The sequence below is a fragment of the Arthrobacter sp. CDRTa11 genome, from assembly GCF_026427775.1.
GTDB lineage: Bacteria > Actinomycetota > Actinomycetes > Actinomycetales > Micrococcaceae > Arthrobacter.
Genome location: NZ_CP044532.1, coordinates 1,374,072 through 1,393,791, shown reverse-complemented (window position 1 = coordinate 1,393,791; position 19,720 = coordinate 1,374,072). Strand labels below are relative to the sequence as shown.

At 64.6% G+C, this 19,720-nt stretch carries 16 protein-coding genes; 12 read left to right on the top strand and 4 right to left on the bottom strand.

The features are described from left to right. The first annotated feature begins 119 nt into the window (after positions 1 to 119). Both F8G81_RS06400 and F8G81_RS06395 read left to right on the top strand, forming a co-directional pair. Positions 120 to 1,472 carry an MFS transporter gene (locus tag F8G81_RS06400; RefSeq protein WP_267278174.1) on the top strand — a complete coding sequence of 451 codons (1,353 nt, stop codon included), beginning with the start codon at positions 120 to 122 and terminating at the stop codon, positions 1,470 to 1,472. Positions 1,473 to 1,636: 164 nt separating this feature from the next. After that, a complete protein-coding gene (locus F8G81_RS06395) occupies positions 1,637 to 2,581 on the top strand; it encodes a hypothetical protein (protein WP_267278173.1) in 945 nt (314 codons plus the stop codon). Between the two features lie 64 nt (positions 2,582 to 2,645). On the opposite strand, the gene purN is transcribed toward F8G81_RS06395, so the two are convergent. Continuing rightward, complete coding sequence (gene purN / locus F8G81_RS06390) at positions 2,646 to 3,218, bottom strand: phosphoribosylglycinamide formyltransferase (protein WP_267278172.1); 573 nt, start codon at positions 3,216 to 3,218, stop codon at positions 2,646 to 2,648. Between the two features lie 39 nt (positions 3,219 to 3,257). Between purN and F8G81_RS06385 the strand changes: the two genes are divergently transcribed. Next, positions 3,258 to 3,683 carry a hypothetical protein gene (locus F8G81_RS06385; protein WP_267278171.1) on the top strand — a complete coding sequence of 142 codons (426 nt, stop codon included), beginning with the start codon at positions 3,258 to 3,260 and terminating at the stop codon, positions 3,681 to 3,683. 44 nt (positions 3,684 to 3,727) lie between these two features. Here the strand turns inward: F8G81_RS06385 and F8G81_RS06380 are convergent, their stop codons facing one another. Then, positions 3,728 to 5,041 (bottom strand): DUF6350 family protein, encoded by a 1,314-nt coding sequence (locus F8G81_RS06380; protein WP_267278170.1) that lies wholly within the window; start codon positions 5,039 to 5,041, stop codon positions 3,728 to 3,730. Positions 5,042 to 5,364: 323 nt separating this feature from the next. Between F8G81_RS06380 and F8G81_RS06375 the strand changes: the two genes are divergently transcribed. Beyond that, the gene (locus F8G81_RS06375) at positions 5,365 to 5,826 is read left to right on the top strand and encodes a DUF4383 domain-containing protein (protein WP_267278169.1); all 462 of its coding nucleotides are present in this window, start codon (positions 5,365 to 5,367) and stop codon (positions 5,824 to 5,826) included. A gap of 218 nt (positions 5,827 to 6,044) precedes the next feature. Next, on the top strand, positions 6,045 to 6,887 hold the full coding sequence (locus F8G81_RS06370; protein ID WP_267278168.1) for an HNH endonuclease: 843 nt from the start codon (positions 6,045 to 6,047) through the stop codon (positions 6,885 to 6,887). 91 nt (positions 6,888 to 6,978) lie between these two features. Here the strand turns inward: F8G81_RS06370 and F8G81_RS06365 are convergent, their stop codons facing one another. Then, positions 6,979 to 7,779 (bottom strand): PRC and DUF2382 domain-containing protein, encoded by an 801-nt coding sequence (locus F8G81_RS06365; RefSeq protein ID WP_267278167.1) that lies wholly within the window; start codon positions 7,777 to 7,779, stop codon positions 6,979 to 6,981. Between the two features lie 253 nt (positions 7,780 to 8,032). Between F8G81_RS06365 and F8G81_RS06360 the strand changes: the two genes are divergently transcribed. The 7 genes from F8G81_RS06360 (at position 8,033) to F8G81_RS06330 (ending at position 19,076) form a co-directional block, all read left to right on the top strand. Further along, the gene (locus F8G81_RS06360; protein ID WP_267278166.1) at positions 8,033 to 8,992 is read left to right on the top strand and encodes a hypothetical protein; all 960 of its coding nucleotides are present in this window, start codon (positions 8,033 to 8,035) and stop codon (positions 8,990 to 8,992) included. A gap of 371 nt (positions 8,993 to 9,363) precedes the next feature. After that, positions 9,364 to 10,524, top strand: coding sequence for a glycosyltransferase family 4 protein (locus F8G81_RS06355; protein WP_267278165.1), 1,161 nt, complete (start codon positions 9,364 to 9,366; stop codon positions 10,522 to 10,524). Then, the gene (locus F8G81_RS06350) at positions 10,521 to 11,912 is read left to right on the top strand and encodes a UDP-glucose dehydrogenase family protein (protein WP_267278164.1); all 1,392 of its coding nucleotides are present in this window, start codon (positions 10,521 to 10,523) and stop codon (positions 11,910 to 11,912) included. The genes F8G81_RS06355 and F8G81_RS06350 overlap by 4 nt, the downstream gene beginning before the upstream one ends. Before the next feature lie 184 nt (positions 11,913 to 12,096). Then, a complete protein-coding gene (locus F8G81_RS06345; protein WP_267278163.1) occupies positions 12,097 to 12,366 on the top strand; it encodes a GlsB/YeaQ/YmgE family stress response membrane protein in 270 nt (89 codons plus the stop codon). Positions 12,367 to 12,545: 179 nt separating this feature from the next. Then, positions 12,546 to 14,672 (top strand): putative bifunctional diguanylate cyclase/phosphodiesterase, encoded by a 2,127-nt coding sequence (locus F8G81_RS06340; protein WP_267278162.1) that lies wholly within the window; start codon positions 12,546 to 12,548, stop codon positions 14,670 to 14,672. A 139-nt stretch (positions 14,673 to 14,811) separates the two neighbouring features. Next, a complete protein-coding gene (locus tag F8G81_RS06335; RefSeq protein ID WP_267278161.1) occupies positions 14,812 to 18,171 on the top strand; it encodes a hybrid sensor histidine kinase/response regulator in 3,360 nt (1,119 codons plus the stop codon). Next, positions 18,168 to 19,076: a GGDEF domain-containing protein gene (locus tag F8G81_RS06330; protein WP_267278160.1), complete on the top strand. Its 909-nt coding sequence runs from the start codon at positions 18,168 to 18,170 to the stop codon at positions 19,074 to 19,076. Before F8G81_RS06335 ends, F8G81_RS06330 begins: the two co-directional genes overlap by 4 nt. A gap of 16 nt (positions 19,077 to 19,092) precedes the next feature. Here F8G81_RS06330 and F8G81_RS06325 read toward each other — a convergent pair whose 3' ends face one another. Further along, complete coding sequence (locus tag F8G81_RS06325; protein WP_267278159.1) at positions 19,093 to 19,569, bottom strand: hypothetical protein; 477 nt, start codon at positions 19,567 to 19,569, stop codon at positions 19,093 to 19,095. Positions 19,570 to 19,720 lie beyond the last annotated feature (151 nt).

Genomic DNA, 19,720 nt, shown 5'->3' with positions numbered 1-19,720 from the left:
GGTTGGTGGGGATACGGCCAGTTTATCGTGAAGTGGCGGTGCGCCGTTTGCCTGCCGCACTGTGACGGCGCGGGCGTGGGCGCTCCCCGGCCCCGCTAGAGTTTTCCCAGGAGGCCGAGATGAATACATACACCACTGTGCCCAGCGGCGAACAGGTGGTCCAGGAACTGCCGTGGCGATGGAAAGTCCAGGGCAGGATCTTTCTGATCGGCGGGCTCGGCTTTATGTTCGACGCCTGGGATGTGACCCTCAACGGCATCCTGATCCCCCTGCTCTCCAGCCACTGGTCGCTGACCCCGGGCGAGGCCGGCTGGATCGGCACGGCCAACCTGATTGGCATGGCCCTTGGTGCGTTTGTATGGGGAACCATCGCTGACACCATCGGGCGCAAGAAGGCGTTTACGGCAACGCTGCTCATCTTCTCGCTCTTCACCGTCCTGGGCGCCTTCTCCCCCGACTTCATCTGGTTCTGCGCCTTCCGGTTTATGGCCGGCTTCGGACTGGGCGGCTGCATTCCGGTGGACTATGCCCTGGTGGGGGAATTCACGCCCCGGAAGCAGCGCGGCAAGGTACTCACGGCCATGGACGGCTGGTGGCCGGTGGGGGCAGCGCTCTGCGGGTTTGTCTCAGCGGCACTGGTGGCTGCGTTCGCCGACTGGCGCCTGACCATGCTGGTGATGGTGCTCCCCGCCCTGTTGGTGTTCTGGGTCCGTCGGAGTGTCCCCGAATCGCCGCTGTTCCTCATCCGCAAGGGCCGCCGCGAAGAGGCAGCCAAAGTTATCGACGCGCTCGTTGCGGCGACTGGAGTGGAGCCACGCGCGTACAGCCTGCCCGATGCCCAGGCCGTTCCGCGGCTGTCGGCAGGCAGCGCCTGGCAGCAGCTGCGGCTTGTGTGGCAGTTCAACTGGAAAATCACCGCGGCTGCCTGGTCCCTGTTTTTCAGTATCCTGCTGGTCTACTACCTGTCGCTGACGTGGATGCCGCGGATCCTCATTGGGGCCGGGTTCGCCGAGTACAAGGCCTTTGTGACCACGGCCTCCATGGCCGCCGTCGGGCTTTTGGGCGTGATTGTGGCGGCGCTCCTGGTGGAACGGGTGGGCCGTAAATGGATCTTGGCCATCACCGGTCCGCTGTCCGCACTGACCCTGGTGATCGTGGCGTTTGTGGTGGACATCCCCACGGCCGCGGTGTTCTGGCTGCTGGTATTCGGTTTTGTGGTGCAAGTGGCCATTCCCGTGCTCTACGCCTATGTGTCCGAGCTCTATCCCACGGAACTTCGCGGCACCGGCTTCGGCTGGGCGTCTACGTTCTCCCGGCTCGGGGCAGGCTTCGGACCGCTGGTCTTTGCCACCTATTTCTGGCCCGAACTGGGGCTGGCCACGTCCTTCGCGCTGGCCGGCGGGCTGGTCCTGGTTGCAGTGCTGTGGATGGCCTTCTTCTCGCCAGAGACCAAGCAGCGCCGGCTCGAGTAGCCCCCTCCCCTCCCCTCCCCTCCCCGTAGTCCATCCCCAACTAGGTAGCGCTAAGTGTCGTTTTGAGCTCCCAAAACGACACTTAGCGCTACCCAGTTGTACCGACCCATACGGACCTGTGGATAACTTCAGCGGCATCTTCGCCCAGCTGTCACCATGGGCAGATGAAAGTCCCCAGATCACTGCCGGAGCCCCTGGCTGCCATCCCGTTCACCTTAAGAGAAGCGGCCGACGCCGGAATTACCAAGCGGCAGTTACGTCACCAAGGTCTGCAGCGGCCCACCCGGGGCATGCGGGTGCCAAAGGCGGGCGACGTGGCGGGCCCCGGACCGGCACCAAATATTCGGCCGTACACGCTCATCACGAAGTTCGCGGCCGCTTCGCACGCGACGGCGTTCCAGTTGTGGGGCTTTCCAGGGTTCCTTCCGGGGAGCGATGAACCGCTGATTCACATTTCGCGTCCGGATACGGCAGCCATCATGCGTCGCCCAGGGGTTCGAGGGCACCGAGGGCAGTTCTTTGCCGACGAAATTGTCGAACTGGATGGACTCTTCATCACGTCCCGCACGCGTACATGGCTGGACTGTGCGCGGAAGATGACCATCGACGAACTGACGGTTGTCGCCGACCATTTGCTGAGGCTGCCCAGAGCCGACTTTGAGGGTCGATCCGAGCCCTACGCAACTTTGGAGGATCTCGCGGACATGCTGGACAGGCACAAAGGAACTCCCGGCATCCGCAAAGCCCGACTTGCGCTGGAGCAGGCCCGGGTAGGATCCGACTCCGCCCCGGAAACGAGGCTCCGGCTGGTCCTTGAAAACGCCGGCCTGCCCGAACCGCAACTGAACGTTCCCGTCGAACTGACTGGCGGCGTAGTGCGTCAACCGGACCTGGCTTATGCGGGAGAAAAGGTGGCGGTTGAGTACGAGGGAGCGGGGCATTCCGAAGCGGCCCAGATCGTCAAGGACATCGCGCGCGAAGAAGATTTCGCCCGTGCGGGCTGGACGCTGGTCCGCATATCCAAGCGTCACATGGAGAACGAAGCACGGGCGGCGGTCTCCAAGGTCCGCTCTGCGCTTGTCAGCCGAGGTTGGTCAACAACTAGGTAGCGCTATCTGGCGTTTTGAGGGGTCAAAACGTCAGATAGCGCTACCTAGTTGGGTGGGGACACTATTAGGCCGGAGGGGCGGCGGCGAGGGAGGCCAGCGTCGAGACCAGGAGCCGGCGCTCCACCACCTTGATGCGTTCGTGCAGGGTCTCCTCCGTGTCGGAGTCCTCGATGGCCACGGCCTCCTGCGCGATGATGGGGCCGGTGTCCACCCCGGCGTCGGCCCAGTGCACGGTGCAGCCCGTCACCTTCACTCCGTAGGCGATGGCGTCGCGCACCCCGTGGGCGCCGGGGAATGCAGGCAGCAGGGCAGGGTGGGTGTTCAGGTATTTGCCGTTGAAGGCGTCGATGAACTCCGGGCTGACGATCCGCATAAAGCCGGAGGACACCACCACGTCGGGGGCATAGGAAGCCACCCTCGCGGTCAGTGCGGCATCCCATTCAGCGCGGGTTGGGAAGGAGTTGAAGTTGACCACAAACGTCTCCAGCCCGGCTTCAGAGGAACGCTCGACGCCGTACGTCCCCTCCCGGTCCGCGCCCACTGCGGCAATCTGCACGTCCAGGTCCCCTGCCTTGACGGCGTCGATGACGGCCTGGAGGTTGGAGCCGGTACCTGAGACGAGGACTACGATGCGCATGGCACTAGCTTATGGGCACGCTCGCGTAGGCTGGAAAACATGAACACCACTCCGGACCCGGCTGGGCAACAGCGGGCAGCGGCTCCGCTCAGCGAAGCCGCCAAGACCTCGCTGGCGAAGACTCACACCCTTTTCCGGACCTTCGTCTTCACCGTGCTGGGATCACTCCTGGTGATCCAGCTCGACCTGACTTACTACTGGCTTGCGGGCATTCTGACGGCGGCGAGCCTGGTCCTGGGAATCGTGCTGCTGATCCGCGCCGGGCAGCTCAAGGAATCCAAGCTGGTGCTGTTCGGCACCATCTCGGGTCTGGCGTTGTCGCTGGTAATGGTGCTCATGATCCTGGGCATCGGAGCGTTCACGGACCAGTTCCAGGATTACCAGGAGTGCGCCCGGCGTGCCCTCACGGACCAGGCACAGTCCGGATGCGTCGTCCAGCTGCGGAACTCGCTGCCCGGAATGTAGCTGGCCGAGCACGTAGTGAACAGCAGGTATCGACCGCAGCCCAACTACCGCACCAGTTCGGCTTCTTCTTCCTCTTCCACCTGCCGGCGTTCCAGCCATGGCCCCGCTGCGTAGCCAATCACGACGCCGATCCCCACTTCGGCGGCCAGCCAGGTTCCCATCCAGAACGGGTCGGGTCCGATGTCCGTGAGGCGGCCAATTCCGCCAGAGCCGCGGGCCAGCCACGCCAGCCCGGCAGCCAGCAGCCCGGATGCCAGACCGACGAGTGCGCCGAGCACCAGGGTGGACACGATTGCCGTGAACCAGCGGGCGTGGATCTTGATGGCGAGCCATTCGTCGAAGTGGTTTTCACCCTCCCGCAGGAACCACCAGCCCGCCAGCACACCGGCCAGCACGGGGACCACCAAGGCCACAAAACCGTAGTCCAGCGCACCTGAGGGGATGGCGGCGAACACCGGAATGGATGGCAGCGGCCCGGTAGCGGTGGCAAGGGGTCCCACCTGTGATCCGACGCCCATGGCGAAACCGGATCCGGAGACCCAGGCAAGCGCAAAGACGGCAAGGTTGGGGAGGAAGCCAAGCTGTGCAATGGTGAGCACCGCGCCGCCGATGGCACCGGCGTCGAGCGCTTCGTACACAGCAATGACCAGGTTCCAGTGGATAAAAAGGTCCGCTGCAAGAAGCACGCAGGACAAGGCCAGCGCAGCAATCACCGCCACAAAGCCGGCTTTGGCGGCCGAGGCAAAGTAGGACCCGGCCCAACGCGAGTGCTGGCTGGTCCGCGAGATCCAGGCTACGGCGTCCACGCCGATCAGCCGGCTCCACGAGCCTGCTTCGCGCCTGGCCCCGATCACCATGCCCAGGGCGAAAGGAATCAGCGGGATCAGCATGGCGTACCAGAGGTTGATCACAACATCAGGGGTGCGGCACACGAAGCCGGTGGCGCCGCCAAACGCCCCATAGACTACCCACGATCCCAGGAGCGCCTGCCACAGCTGGTCCGTGTAGGAGGCCCTCGCCAACCTGCGTCCGGCACGCCACGCGAGCAGGAACGGGATCAGGGTAAGCCCGAGGGGAATCAGCGACAGCGTGCCTGAACGGGCATCGGCAGCTGTACCTGAATTCAACGCCACCAGTTCCAGGGGCACTCCATGGATCAGCAGCCAGGCCTGCCCGGCGAGGCGGGCCAGGACGTCGAACGCCGAGTTCTGGAACCCCGCCGTGGCCCATACCGCCACGACGGGAGCCACAACCACCAGCGCGGAAATGATGGCGGCCTGCGCCGTTTCCAGCGCCCCCTGCAGCCATAAAGGCATGGGAATGCCACGGTCTCCGGTCTGATCAGCGCGCAGTTTCATCGTGTTCCATGGTGTCACGGCCGGGCCTGCTCCCCCGTTTCCGACAGGCTCATTCCATGCAGGAGACGGGGCTCACCACAGCTGGTAGTCCGCTGCGCAACGCGCTATGCCAGGGCTTCACGTTGACTTTCGGCAGAAGTTCCTCCCCCTGTTCAGCGGTGTTCCCTGCTGAGCAGTCGACGACGACGGCGGGGCGTCCGCCGCCCATTCCGGCGCCGTCGTCGGGCCTTAGCAGAAGTCCCCATGGCCCCGGTTTTCGGCGCTTTTTCCACGGGTCAGCCGTAAAATTGGAATGTCCGCAATCAGTGGTTGGAGGCAGAAAAATGACTACCGCATCCCCACATGCACATGGTGTCCATTTTGGACGTTCAGACGTCCAGAACGCCGGCATGGGTGTAGGTATTCTCTTGTTGTTGGTGGGTATCCTGGGCTTTATCCCCGGCGTCACCACCCGGTACAGCGAACTGATGTTCCTTGGGCCTGATTCACACGCCATGCTCCTTGGCCTGTTCCAGGTGTCCATGCTGCTCAACATTGTGCAGCTGGCCATCGGTGCAACCGGCTGGGCAATGTCCCGCACGGAACATGGCGCACGAAACTTCCTCTATGGCGCCGGCGCGCTGTACATCGTCCTCGCCATTTTCGGGCTCAGTGTCGGTGTTGATTCGGCGGCCAATTTCCTGTCGCTGAACATGACGGACAACTGGACCCATCTGGTGCTGGGTGTACTGATGATTGCTGCTGGCTGGCTGTTTTCACGGAACATGGCCGGCGAGAGGAGATAAACCCGGACAACACACCCGGGAAATAGGAGCCGCGAATGAAGAATGATCCATAAAGTTCTGAATATTCGTCCTACTGGCTGGTGCAGTTGGCGCGGTCCCGCGAGCAGCTGCACCGGCTTTCTTTGTGCCCGGGCCACGCGCTCCCTGGGTTTACAGCGAGTACAGCGAGTCATCACCGCGAGCGCCGGCCGGGGAAGAACCGGTGCAACAATGGGCCCATGACCGCCATCATCCTGGGCTGGAACCCGGACCGCTGGAACGACTGGACTTACCCGGCAGTCCTCGAAGAGGTGGCCGCCGCGGGCCTTTATGTCCACTCCTGGAACCCTGGACGGCGGAGAAACATCCCGGCCGGCACAGACATCTGGCTGGTTTTGCAGGGAAAACGCGGGCCTGGGCTCATTGGTCACGGCGCGGTTGCCCCGGCGCCTGGGGCCGGGACGCCCACCATGCAGGTGCAAGTCGCCTTCGACGCCCTCCTGCCGATGGGTGACCACATCACGTTCGACGTTCTCATGCAGGCCACGCCTACCGTTCCGTGGAGCCGGGCCAACCGTTCAGGCCTCACCGTCCGCCCCTCTGAGGAAGCGAACATCCGGGCTCTCTGGGGAGCCTTGGGGCCGGCGCCGGGGCCAGACCCCACGCACCCGGTGCCCGGCACGTATCCGGGAGGCGCGGTCAGCTGGGAGCAGGTCAACCGGTACGAACGCGACCCGGAAGCCCGGCGGGCCTGTATCGCCCACCGCGGCACCAACTGTGCGGCCTGTGGGTTCTCGTTTGAAGTTACTTACGGCGAGATTGGCCGGGACTTCATCCAGGTCCACCATGTGGTGCCGGTGTCTGAACTCGGCAACGGATACCAACTTGATCCAATCACGGACCTTGTCCCGCTGTGCGCCAATTGCCACGCGATGGCACACCACGGAGTAAGCACTCCCAGAACCGAAGGGGAGCTGAGGCGGGTCCTGGCTGCTGCCGGGTTCCTGCGCGGAACCACTGTGTCCGTCGCCGAACTTGAAGCCGAGCGGGCTGCCAAGGAGATTCTGGGACTGGAGAAGTAGGACCGGGCAAGCGACGCCGGGCCCCTGAAAGTGGGACCCGGCGTCGTTCTTGGCGAACCGCGAACGGTGCGCCGGCCTGCTCCCCGTTGTGCTAGCGGCGGGTTTCGTCGATGCCGTCGGCCTCGATGCGTTCCTTGCGGACCTCTTCGTTGACGGTGACATCGTCCGTCACGGTGTCTTTGTCCAGGCGGACGCGCTCCACCGGCACGGTTTCCTTGTCCACCACGGGGCGCTCCTCGTGAAGGGTCACTTCGTGCTCTTCATCGCTGAGGTCAGGGCCCGACATTGCTGCTCCGCGGTTCGCGTCAGTGATGGGTTCGCGCTCGATGCGGACTTCCTCGCGCTGCACTGGAACCGTGCGGGTGACGTTCTCAGTGGTGACGTACTTGCGCAGCCTTGCCCGTCCGGTGGCCTGCTTTTCGGTACCCACGTGCAGGCGTTCCTCTGAGCGGGTCATGGCGTCATCGGTGGTGGGCCCGGACGTGTCGCGGCCAACGGTTCCGGCAGCGTTGCCGGCGTTGAGGTCGGCGTCACCGCGATAGTCGGCGTCGGTGCGGGCTTCAGAGTAGGTCCGGCCGCCCCGTTCATAGTGGTCGTACAGGCGGTCTTCCTCATCTGGTTCCAGATGACCGTCCGCTTCCACCCGCGGGGCATCCTTGACGTGGTCCTTGGTGTACGGAACCACCAGGTCGTCGCCGTCGATCCGGGCGCCTTCAACCGGAACAAACGACTGGGACGTTCCAAACAAACCAGTCTTCACTGTGACCCAGGTGGGCTCGCCCGTATCGTCATCGGCGTAGAGCTGGCCGATCGAACCGATCTTCTCGCCGTCCGAAGCAACTACGTTTCCTCCCCGATTCAGGAGGTTTTCAATGTTTTCCCTCGTGAGCATGACGTCTCCTTTTGGATGTGCTGGGATTGCGCGCTTGCGGTGGACCTGCCATACCGCCGGGAGCTCGGGAGAGTCTCCGGGCCTCTTGGCGTCCACCCCATCTTCTTGAGGTTCCGCTATAGCTGCCCCTATACGATAAGCATGCTTAGCATCGAAAGGAAAGCCTACTTAGCATTTTTCTGTTCCCTGTTTTGAAGAGCACGAGAGGTGCACGAAAAACCCCTCGACGAACGGCACCGCTGAGCGTACGCTGGTGCCCATCGGCGAGGGGGTGGATCGGATGGGGGCGATACCACGGACTCTTTGGCGCCCTGCCGTCCGCTCAGTCCTGCTGGCTTTCCTGACCGCGATGGCCTGGCTCCTCTGGGGAGCCGGAACTGCCACCGCCTCCAGCCTGGTTCCGGAAGGCGGCGATCTCGGCAACCTTTCGTCATCCGTTCTGACTCAGCCGCTTCCGGCACCTCCCGTCATCGCCAGCGCGGGTGAAACCGCGGTATCCAAAGCAGTCTCCCTCACGGATTCGGCACCAGCCGCCGTCAATACATTGGCGGCCCCAGCTGTGCCTGTGGTCGCGGGGACAGTCGCAACAGTCACCGGCCTGGCACCGGAACTGCCCGACCTCCCGCTGGTGCAGGCTCCCCTCCCGCTTCCCCTCCCCGACGTCCTGCCGTTGCCTGACCAGCTGCCCCCGCTGCTGTCGGAACCCCTGCCCGCGCCCGTGCCGCTGCCGGGCCTGCTGCCCGTCCCCTCCCCGCCACAGTTGCCCGGTCTGCCCCCGCTGACGACGCCGACGCCCGCGCCCAGCCTCCCGGCGTCGGAAGCTGTTGCGCAGGTCGCCGCCGAGCCTGGTGCGACTCCGGCCGACACTTCTACCGTCGCGACTGACGAGACGGACGTGGCGCCGCGGTCCAACACGCTGCGGTTCGGATTCGCCCCCGCCCAGGATGTCGCCGGACTGGCCTCGCCTGCTGCGGCAACAGGAAGCCCCTCAGGTCGCGGGGACGGCCCGGGCAATACCGGCAAGCAGGATCCTGCGGCGTTGGCTAACGGCGCGGGGACGGCCAACTCGGGGTCGGCCGGCGGTTCATTCAGCCCTGCAGACCTTGGCGGTTCCTGGCTCGCCCTTCCTACTTCCTCTAATGAAACGCACCGGTCAGGCAGCCAGACGCTGCCCGCCGGCCCTTCCTTCGATCCCGGCTCTTCACCCGACTGAACGGGTCAGCCCTGCCCTTTTTCGGCAGGACATGACCACCCGCGCGCCACCGGCCCGCGGACACCACGTTCAGTCAGGAGAAACCCATGTCCATCAACACTGCCGTAATCAACCGCGCCACCGTTATGTCCGCTGTGGGCAACTGGCCAGACCCTATGCGCAAGCTCGGCTAAGGCCAGGGGGTTGGGTGGGGCGGTGCTGGGGGCCGCCCCACCCGGCCAGCAGTTGCCATAGGGAGGCGGTTCCTGACAAAGCGCTGCGGCCTGGGACCATGCGGTCACGCCTGACCGCGCCGATCTGTTAACCCAACCTTTCCCTCCGCTCTATCCCTGCGACCCCGCGGCGTCAGCCCGGGCGCCCACCGTGGAGGGGTGAGGATCGCAATTGTCGCTGAATCATTCCTGCCATCGATGAACGGGGTAACGCACTCCATCCTGCGGGTGCTTGAGCATCTGCGGGACCGGGGCGATGAAGTCCTGGTGATTGCCCCGTCAACCCAGGAGCCCACGGGGGCTGCAGTTCCTGAAGAGGTGTACGGCGCGCAGGTGCACCGGCTGCCTTCCATGCCCCTGGCCGGATACACCAAGGTGCGCGTGGCGATGGGTGGTGTGTATCGGGTCAAGCGAATCCTTGCCGATTTCGCACCCGACATTGTCCACCTGGCCTCCCCGTTTGTCCTGGGCTGGCGCGCAGTCCAGGCCGCACACCAGCTTGGCATTCCCACGATCGCCATCTATCAGACCGAGGTCCCCAGTTACGCTGCACGCTATGGTGTTCCGTTCCTGGAGAACTGGGCGTGGAACCGCGTGGAGAACATCCACCTGCTCGCCAACCGGACCCTGGCCCCCTCGACGTTCGCGCTGAATCAGTTGCGCGGGCGGGGCATACCGCGGGTGGCCATGTGGCGGCGGGGCGTGGATACCGTCCGGTTTTCACCCGGAAAGCGCGACGACGGCTGGCGGGCTTCGGTGGCACCCGGCGGCGAACGGATCATCGGCTATGTTGGCCGGCTGGCTGTCGAAAAGCAGGTGGAAGACCTCGCCGTATTGGCAGATGTGCCCAACACCAGGCTGGTGATCGTGGGTGACGGGCCACAGCGGGCGGCCCTGCAGGAGGCCCTGCCGGGCGCGGTGTTTGCCGGATTCCTGGGCGGGGACGAACTCGCCCGGGCGGTGGCGTCGTTCGATCTCTTTGTCCATCCCGGCGAATTCGAGACGTTCTGCCAGACCATCCAGGAAGCCATGGCGTCCGGTGTTCCGGTGGTGGCTACGGGGAGGGGCGGGCCTTTGGACCTGGTGGAAAATTCCCGCACAGGCTGGCTGTATGAACCCGGCCATCTGGCCGGATTGCGGGCGCACGTGCTGGATCTGATGGGAGACGACGCCAAGCGCCGTGCCTTTGCGGCAGCGGCCCACGCCTCGGTGCAGAACCGCACCTGGCCTGCACTGAGCGCCGAACTGGTGGCACATTACCAGGCCGCGATCGCCGGTTCGCCGGTGGCGCCGGCCAGCAGGAACGGGGCCACGCTGTGAAAATCTCAGTCATCGGCTGCGGCTACCTGGGGGCAGTCCACGCCGCCACTCTCGCATCGATGGGGCACTCCGTCGTCGGCATCGACGTGGACGTGGCCAAGGTGGAGCACCTCGGCCGCGGCACGGCCCCGTTTTATGAGCCCGGACTGGACGAGCTCCTGCAGGACGGGCGCACCACCGGGCGCCTGACCTTCTCCACCGACTTCTCCGACGCAGCAGGGGCACAGGTCCATTTCCTCTGCGTGGGGACGCCCCAGTCAAAGACGTCCGACGGCGCCGACCTCACCTATCTGGTGTCCGCAACGGAGGCGCTGCTCCCGCACCTGGCGAGGGGCGCCGTCGTCGTCGGGAAATCCACGGTGCCCGTGGGCACTGTGGAGATGCTCCACGGAATCCTGTCCCGGCGCCCTGATGTGCTGGTGGGGTGGAATCCGGAGTTCCTGAGGCAGGGCACAGCCGTCAAGGATTCCCTGGTTCCGGACAGGCTGGTGTACGGCGTGGAAGGCGGCAGTACCAGGGCGTTCAACGCCTCCACAGGGGCGCCCCTGGCAGTCACCGCAGTACTGGATGCCGTCTATGAGCCGCTTCTGAATGCCGGCATCCCCCGGGTGGTGTGCAGCTTTGCCACCGCCGAGCTCATCAAGTCCGCGTCCAACGCCTACCTGGCAACGAAAGTCAGCTTCATCAACGCGATCTCGGAGCTGTGCGATGCATCGGGCGCCGACGTCGCCGAACTGGGCGAGGCCATGGGCATGGACCCGCGGATCGGCAGCCGCTACCTGCACGCCGGGCTGGGTTTCGGCGGCGGGTGCCTGCCCAAGGACATCCGCAGCTTCCGGGCACAGGCGGCCGGTTTAGGGGTCAGCTCGGTGGATGACTGGATGGGCCTGGTGGATGCCATCAACCTGGGCCAGCGGACCAGGACGGTTGCCCTCGCCCGGGAGCTGTGCGGCGAGCTGGCAGGGCGGTCGGTCACTGTTCTTGGCGCGTCCTTCAAGCCGGACACGGACGACATCCGCGATTCCCCCGCCCTTGATGTGGCCTCCCGGCTGGCGGAGGCAGGGGCGCACGTCACTGTCACGGACCCCAAGGCCGTGAACCACGCCTGGATGCGCTACCCGCGGCTTCGATTTGAGACCTCAACCCTGAAGGCGCTGCAGGGAGCCGAGCTGGTGCTGCTCCTGACGGAATGGGACGAATACAGGCTGCTCTCCCCTGCTGTTGCGGGCGCAACCGTCCGACGCCGGGTGGTCCTGGATGCACGGAACGTGCTGGATGCTGCTGCCTGGCAGGCCGAGGGCTGGACAGTGCGCGGGCTGGGGACGAACGGGCTCGGGACAAACGGGCTGAACGCCGAAGTCCGGTTGCCGGAAATGCGCAACTCGTAGCTGTCAGTTCCGTGCCGCCGTCCATATACAGGCCGGCAGGGACCAAAACCCTCACATTTCGGTCACAACAACAATTATTGGCACCTTTTGATATCCCGAATCCTTGCAGAATAGTAAGTACGCTGATTGAATTGGATGACCGGGGTGAGGCGTCGGCACCAATTATCGACAAGGAAGTGTGACCATGGGAATTCTCGGGTTTCTCATTTTGGGCTTGATCGCTGGAGCCATTGCCAAGGCCATCCTGCCCGGAAGGCAAGGAGGAGGCTGGCTGATCACGCTCGTTCTGGGCGTCGTGGGCGCTATTCTTGGCGGCTGGATCGGCTCCCTCATCTTCGGCGGCGGACTTGCCGAATTCTTTGACCTCCGGACCTGGCTGCTGGCAATCCTGGGCTCCATCATTGTCCTGCTGATCTATGGCGCAGTGGCGAACCGGGGCAGAAGCCGCGTGTAACCAACGCAAAGACAATAAGCAGCTGACACGCAACACCAGCGAGGGCGCCGTCTCCAGAAATGGAAGGCGGCGCCTTTGCTCTGCCGGCCGGATCTCCGGCGGCGAATGGAAAACGATTCCTGCCGTCCCCCTTGTTATCGGCTCGGCGCACTTTATGATGTGCGTGGGGGTGGTGCGTCATGCCGAAATCGGTGCGTCATAGGGAAAGGCCTGAAGGAAGAACTTTCGGCAGCCTCCTGGACGCCAACCCTGACGGACTTATTGCCTTGGCCCCGGACGGCACCATAAGCCTCGCCAACAAAGCCGCCGCCAGGCTCTTTGGCTTGAGCCAGGACGAGCTCCTGGGAACTGACCACCGGCACCTGCTGCTGGCGGGATCCCAGGGCGAACTCGTCGAGCTATTCCAACAGCTCCAGGAGCAGCCAGGGAAAGATATTGCACCGCGGGAAGTGCACGGCGTCCACAGCAGCGGCTACAGCTTCTCCGCCGAGATGGCCGGGGCAATTCTTGAGGCCGATGAGGGGACCCAGCTCCTGGTTTCCGTCAGAAGCACCGCCCATCGGAGAGCGGCCGACGCGGATCTTCGCAAAGCCATGTCGCTGTTGACAGCAACCCTTGAGTCCACGGCAGACGGCATCCTGGTGGTCAGCTCGGAGGGCAAACTGGCCGGGCTCAACGAGCAGTTCCTCAAGATGTGGGGCATCCCCCCGGAGCTGTTGGACGGTGACTCAGCCGAGCCCATCATGCGGCTCATCCTGGCGCAGGTCACTCACCCGGAAGCCTTTATGGCCCGGGTGGCGGAGCTGCAGGAGGACCCTGCCGCTGAAAGCAATGACATGCTGGACTTCCGGGACGGCCGGACCTTCGAGAGGTATTCACGTCCGCAGAAAGTGGGAGACCGCATCGTAGGCCGGGTCTGGAGCTTCCGGGATGTGACCCCGCGGCGGCAGGCGCAGGAGCAGGCACAGCGGGCCATGCAGGAAATGGCAGCGCAGGCGGAACAGCTGAAGGCGATGGCTTTCCAGGATCCGTTGACAGGCCTCGCCAACCGGGCGGTGTTCAATAGCGCCCTGGAGGCAGCGCTAAGCCAGCCGCGGCTCAAGTCAGTGGATGTCCTGCTGCTGGACCTTGACGATTTCAAGGAAGTCAACGACATCCTGGGCCATCAGGCGGGCGACGACATGCTCGTGGAGGTGGCGCGCCGCCTCACCGGCTGTGTCCCCAATGCCGATGTTGTGGCCCGGCTTGGCGGCGATGAGTTCGTGGTGCTGCTGACCGCCTGCCAGGATGTCGAAGCCACAGCGGCCTGCATCGTGCGGTGCCTGAACGTGCCGATGCAGATTCACGACACCATGCTGCGTCCTTGCCTGAGCCTGGGTGTCGCGTCCGCCGGAAGGGAAGCAATCGGTGCCTCCGGCCTGCTCCGCGAGGCGGACATCGCCATGTATGCTGCCAAGGGCGCGGGGAAAAACAGGTTCCTGCGGTTCCAGCCGGACATGATGACGGCACTGGTGCAGCGGACGGACATGCAGGCTGCCCTGCAGTCGGCGCTCACAAGAGGCGAGATTTCCGTTGATTTCCAGCCCATCTCGTCTCCGCGCAGGGGCCAGGTGGTCAAGTTCGAGGCGCTGGCCCGGTGGGACCGCGGAGGCGAGCGTATCCCGCCGACCGTCTTTATCCCCATGGCGGAGCGGAGTGGCCTGATCAACCAGATCGGGCTGGAGGTACTGTCGCAGAGCCTGGTCCGGTTGGCGCCCTGGCTGAGGGAAGATCCGTCGCGTTCGCTTGCGGTGAACGTTTCGGGGGTCCAGTTGCAGGAACTGGACTTTGCAGACCGTGTCCTTGATCTCGCCGAGGCAAGCGATGTAGCCGCCTTCCAGCTGGTCATGGAGGTCACCGAAAGCGTATTTTTCGACGCCGACCAGCACGTGATTGGCCAGCTTGGAAGACTGCGCGACGCCGGCGCCCGGGTGGCGTTGGATGACTTCGGGACGGGGTACTCCTCGCTGGGCCGGCTGCAGGACCTGCCGGTGGATACCGTGAAGATCGACAAGACTTTTGTGTCCATGATCCGATCGGGGGCCGAGCGCCTGCCTATCCTCAGCTCAATGATCAACATGGCTCACAGCCTTGGCTTGACGGTCACCGCAGAAGGTATCGAGACGCCCCAGCAAGCGGACTACCTGATCGCGCTGGATTGCGATTCCCTGCAGGGTTACCTGTTCTCCCACCCGGAGCCGGGTGAACGGCTGGACATGGCACTGCGGCATGCAAAGGAAGCGCTCGAGGCTCTGAGAAACCGGTAGTCCGGAACGCCAGCCCTCTTGAGATGTGAGGGATATCATAGCCTTGCGTCTACACCTCGGTCTCAGGTGACGCCGGACCCTGCTTAAGCAAGCAATAAGCGGGGTCAGGTGGACGGCGCACCTATGGGGAGGGATCCGCGTGTCTCAGACTGGTCTCGTCGAGCAGCGGCCCGCCGTCGACAGCAGCAAGGTCCCGCTGGGGCGGCTGATCTTGCTGGCTGTTGTGGTGGTTGCCGCGCTTGGACTGTTTTTCACCGCCAACAGCGGCACAACAACGGCTCTGGTGGCCGGCGATTTCGCCATAATGCTGGCAGCGCTACTGGCCGGTGCCAGCTGTGGACGCGCCTCGCTGAGGGGTGGACCCAACGCCCGTGCTTGGGGTTTCATGGCCCTGGCCGCGTTTATTTGGGCAGCAGGCATGGCGCTGTGGACGTACTACGGCCTTGCCTACAACCATGTCTACCCCTTTCCTTCCCTGGCTGATGCTGGCTTCCTGGGGTACTCAATCCCGGCCGCCGCCGCACTCTTTGCCTTCAAGCGGCGCAGCGGCAGCAGGGTGGCCCTGCTCAGGACTGTCCTGGACGCCGTCGTTATCGCCGGATCAGTGCTGGTGGTCAGCTGGCACACGGCGCTGGGGCCAGTGTTCAGCACCGAATATGCAGACCTTCTGACCCGGTTGACGGGACTGGGATATCCGGTTGTAGACGTGGTCATCACGTCCCTGGTGCTGGTGCTGGTCATGCGCCGGCAGCCCGGCGAGCGGCTCCCCTGGCTGTGTTTTGGCGGCGGCCTCCTGGTACTGACCGTGACGGACAGCATCTACGTCCGGCTCACGTTTGAAGGGGTCACAGGGGTCACCGGCTCGCCGCTGGCCATCGGATGGATCTCCGCCTTCCTCCTGATTGCCCTGGCACCCTTGGTTCCTTTTAGTGAGAATCCGGCCCCGGACCGTAGGTCGTACGCGCTGGCCCTGGAGCTCCTCCCCTACGCCCCGCTCCTGATCGCACTGGTGATGTTTGCTGCCCCGCACATTCAGGATGTTGATACTTTCCTGCTGGTGGTGGCCAGGATAACGCTGGTAGCCGTGGTGGTCCGGCAGGTGCTGATCATTATCGAGAACATCAGGCTGACTACCGGCCTGGAGCAAGAGGTTACCGCACGTACCCATGAGCTGGAGGGACTGGCAGCAATCGTCAACTCCTCCACAGACGCCATCCTGGGGACCACCAGCGAAGGCATCGTCACCAGCTGGAACCCCGGCGCGGAAAAGCAGTACGGCTATATGGCGGACGAGGTGATCGGCCGTGACGCTACCTTCCTCCTGACACCTGAAAACAAGGAACGGGACCTGGAGGCCTTCGCGCGGCTCTATGACGGCAAGGACGCCATGAGCTACGAAACCGAGCACTTGAGGAAAGACGGAACCGTCATTCCGGTGTCCCTGACCGTCTCCCCGATCCGTGAAAACGGAGAGCTGCACGGTGTGGCCACTATCGCCCGCGATATCACCCAGCGCCGGGCGGCTGAACGGGAGCTTCAGGCTGCACAGGAGGCAGCCCTGGAATCCAGCCGGCTGAAGTCCGAATTCCTGGCAACCATGAGCCACGAGATCCGCACGCCGATGAACGGGGTGGTGGGGCTGACGGCCCTGCTTTTGGAAACTCCCCTGGATGAAACGCAGCGGCAGTACGCCCAGGGGGTCAAGGGCGCCGGTGAGGCACTCCTTGCGCTCATCAATGACATCCTGGATTTCTCCAAGCTGGAAGCCGGCAAGGTGGACCTGGATGTGCGGCCCTTTGATCCGCGGATCCTGGTGGAAGAAGTGGCAGGGCTGTTGGCCGAGACTGCGCAGGCGAAGCAGCTGGAGCTTATTGCCTACTGCGATCCGGACGTTCCGGCACTCCTCTCCGGCGATTCCGGCCGGATCCGCCAAATCCTCCTGAACCTGGCCTCCAACGCGGTGAAGTTCACGGCGACCGGCGAGGTGTCCATCCGGGTACGCTCGGAGATCCAGGAGGACAACACGGCAATGGTGCGCTTCGACGTCCGGGATACCGGCATCGGCATTGATCCGGCGGACCACACACGGCTCTTCGAATCGTTTTCGCAGGCAGATGCCTCCACCACCCGGCGCTACGGTGGCACGGGGCTGGGGCTGGCTATCTGCAGCCGCCTGACCGAAGCCATGGGCGGAGAGATTGGGCTCAAGAGCCAACTGCAGGAAGGCAGCACGTTCTGGTTCCGCATCCCGCTGCCGGTGGCACCAGGCTCCAGTGCTCCAGTCCCGCCCTCCGGCTTCCTTAAGGGGCTGAAGGTGCTGGTAGTGGATGACAACGCCACCAACAGGCTGGTGCTGGAATCACAGCTGCGCGGCTGGCGCCTGGAACCGGAAGCGGTGCCGGATGCGCAGTCCGCGCTGGCCCGGGCCCGGGAGGCGGCCTCCGCCGGGGAGCCGTTCGACATCGCCGTGCTTGACCTTTGCATGCCGGAAATGGACGGCCTTGAGCTTGCACGCCAGATCACGGCCGACCCCCTGTTAGCCAGGCTTGAAATGATCTTGCTGACTTCCACCATGCAGGTGGATGCGGAGGAAGTGGCGGACGCCGGAGTCCGTGAATGGCTGATGAAGCCTGTACGCAGTTCCGAGTTCTACAACCGGCTGGTCCGGCTGATGTCTGCCCGGGAAATGACACCCGCACCCGCAGCTGAACCTCGTGCAGCGGCTGCTGCTCAAGAGGCTCCCGCGGGGCCGTCCCGCGGCCGCATCCTGGTAGTGGAGGACAACGAGGTAAACCAGCTGGTGGCCCGGGCTACTGTCATCCGGTTCGGATATGACGTGGACGTGGTGGCCGACGGCGCCGAGGCCGTGGCCGCCACTGCCTCCACCAACTATTCGGCTGTCCTGATGGATTGCCATATGCCGGTGATGGACGGCTTCGAGGCCACCCGGATCATCCGCGGCAGCAGCGGAAAGCACAGCCGCCTTCCCATTATCGCCATGACAGCCGGAGCACTCGACGGCGACCGCGAACGGTGCTTGGCTGCGGGCATGGACGATTACCTCTCCAAGCCGGTGGTGGCCGCTGAGCTGGAGGCGACGCTGGCCCGCTGGATCCCGGAACCGGGGAACGACGTCGAGCGGCCGCCGTCGGTGGATCCGGAACGTCTCGCCGTCCTGAGGGAGCTGGGCCCCGCAGACGGACTGGGCCTGCTGCCCGCCGCCGCGGAGGCGTTCCAGCGGGATGTTCCGGCGCGGCTCGCGGCCCTAAAGCAGGCGGTGGACGACGGCGGCGGGCCTGCTTTGCAGCTGGCTGCCCACACGCTCAAAGGGGCAGCCGCCAACATCGGTGCCACCGCCGTCGCGGATCTCTGCCAGGAGCTGGAAGGAATGGGACGAAGCGGAAACCACGACGGCGGGGTGCAGCTGATCAGGCGGCTGGAACGGGAACTGGTCCTGGTGGGCGCCGCCCTGGACGAAGCCCTGGTGGTGACGCATTGAAGGTCCTGGTAGCTGATGACGATCCTGGCTCACTCATGGTGGCCAGGGCCGCCGTCGAGCGTTCCGGACATGACTGCCTTGCAGCGGCGGACGGCGATGAGGCGTGGAAGCTCTACCTGCAGCACCAGCCGGACGTTGTGGTCACCGACTGGATGATGCCCGGAATGGATGGCCTGGCGCTGTGCCGGGCCATCCGGGCACGCGAGGCCGATCTCTACACCTACATCGTGATGCTGACCTCCCAGGGATCCCGGGATGACGTACTGGCAGGGCTTGAAGCCGGCGCTGACGACTACGTCACCAAGCCCCTGGATCCGTTTGTGCTGCATGCCCGCCTGCTGGTGGCGCTGCGGGTCACCACCCTCCATGCCGATCTGGCCCATTACCGGAAGGTGCTCTCGCAGGAAGCGCGCACCGATCCGCTCACCGGTCTGCACAACCGGCTGAAGCTGTCCGAGGACCTGGAGCAGCTGCACGCACGCAGCCAGCGGTACGCGGAGGTGTACTCGGTAGCCATGTGCGATGTGGACAACTTCAAGAGCTACAACGACATCTATGGCCACCAGGCGGGCGACCTCGCTTTGCGGGCAGTGGCTGCCGCGCTGGTGAGCCAGGCCAGGAAAAGCGACGGCGTGTACCGGTTCGGCGGCGAAGAGTTCCTGATGGTCCTGCCGAACCAGACGCAGCTGGGCGCCCGGGAAGTGATGGAGCGGGCGCTCCACAGCGTTCGGGAATTGGCGATCCCCCACGAGGGCGATCCGGCGGGGCTGCTGACGCTCAGCGCGGGGATTGCCGCCTTCAGCGCAGAGCACAGAGTGGACGCCGAGCAGTTGCTGGGCGAGGCTGACTCGGCGCTTTACGCTGCCAAGGCCGCCGGGCGGAACCGGGTGGAACTGGCGCTGTAACGTTCAGCCGCGGCGCTCAGGCGGCCTGTTTCCAGCCGGGCCTTTTGTGCGCTGACGGGGTTTCTTGATGCTGGGCCGGTGCCTGCTGGACCTTCGGATGCTGGACCTCAGGCTGCTGCTGGTTCTCAGCGGGCTGGTCCTCCGCCTGCTCGAACTCGGCCTGCTCCGCCTCGGTCTGCTCGAACTCGGCCTGCACGGCCTCCGTCAGCTCCCACTCAGCCTTCTCCGCTTCGGTGAACTGAGTCCGACGCATCTGGCGGTTCAGCCTGTAGCGGCGGACCAGGTCCATGGCAGCCATGATCCCGGCGATCGGCGTGAGGGCTGCTGCCATGTAGACGAACAGCATCCACGTGAGGGTGGCCATCGGCGCGTTCTTGTCGTTGAGCATGGACAGGCCGCCCAGCATGCCCACGGCCCAGAAAAGCACCACAGCCGTCAGGACGACGGCTGCGGGGAAATACTGGTTGCTCACGATTTTCTTCAAGGTTTCCATGCACTTCCTCCTGTCTGTCCGGGGCCGGCGAGTGGCCGCTCATGACCAGTATGCGGCTGGCGATGCCAGGAATCGTGCAACACGCAGGCGCGCGTGACCAACCTAACTACGGCGGGAACTTTCGCTGGCTGGGGCTTGCTCAATACTTACC

Excerpts from the sequence above, each read along its gene's own strand:
- F8G81_RS06400 (WP_267278174.1), top strand. The coding sequence starts at position 120 with ATGAATACATACACCACTGTGCCCAGCGGCGAACAGGTGGTCCAGGAA.
- F8G81_RS06395 (WP_267278173.1), top strand. The coding sequence starts at position 1,637 with ATGAAAGTCCCCAGATCACTGCCGGAGCCCCTGGCTGCCATCCCGTTC.
- F8G81_RS06340 (WP_267278162.1), top strand. The coding sequence starts at position 12,546 with ATGCCGAAATCGGTGCGTCATAGGGAAAGGCCTGAAGGAAGAACTTTC.
- F8G81_RS06365 (WP_267278167.1), bottom strand. The coding sequence starts at position 7,779 with ATGCTCACGAGGGAAAACATTGAAAACCTCCTGAATCGGGGAGGAAAC.
- F8G81_RS06375 (WP_267278169.1), top strand. The coding sequence starts at position 5,365 with ATGACTACCGCATCCCCACATGCACATGGTGTCCATTTTGGACGTTCA.
- F8G81_RS06380 (WP_267278170.1), bottom strand. The coding sequence starts at position 5,041 with ATGAAACTGCGCGCTGATCAGACCGGAGACCGTGGCATTCCCATGCCT.
- F8G81_RS06370 (WP_267278168.1), top strand. The coding sequence starts at position 6,045 with ATGACCGCCATCATCCTGGGCTGGAACCCGGACCGCTGGAACGACTGG.
- purN (WP_267278172.1), bottom strand. The coding sequence starts at position 3,218 with ATGCGCATCGTAGTCCTCGTCTCAGGTACCGGCTCCAACCTCCAGGCC.
- F8G81_RS06325 (WP_267278159.1), bottom strand. The coding sequence starts at position 19,569 with ATGGAAACCTTGAAGAAAATCGTGAGCAACCAGTATTTCCCCGCAGCC.
- F8G81_RS06385 (WP_267278171.1), top strand. The coding sequence starts at position 3,258 with ATGAACACCACTCCGGACCCGGCTGGGCAACAGCGGGCAGCGGCTCCG.
- F8G81_RS06345 (WP_267278163.1), top strand. The coding sequence starts at position 12,097 with ATGGGAATTCTCGGGTTTCTCATTTTGGGCTTGATCGCTGGAGCCATT.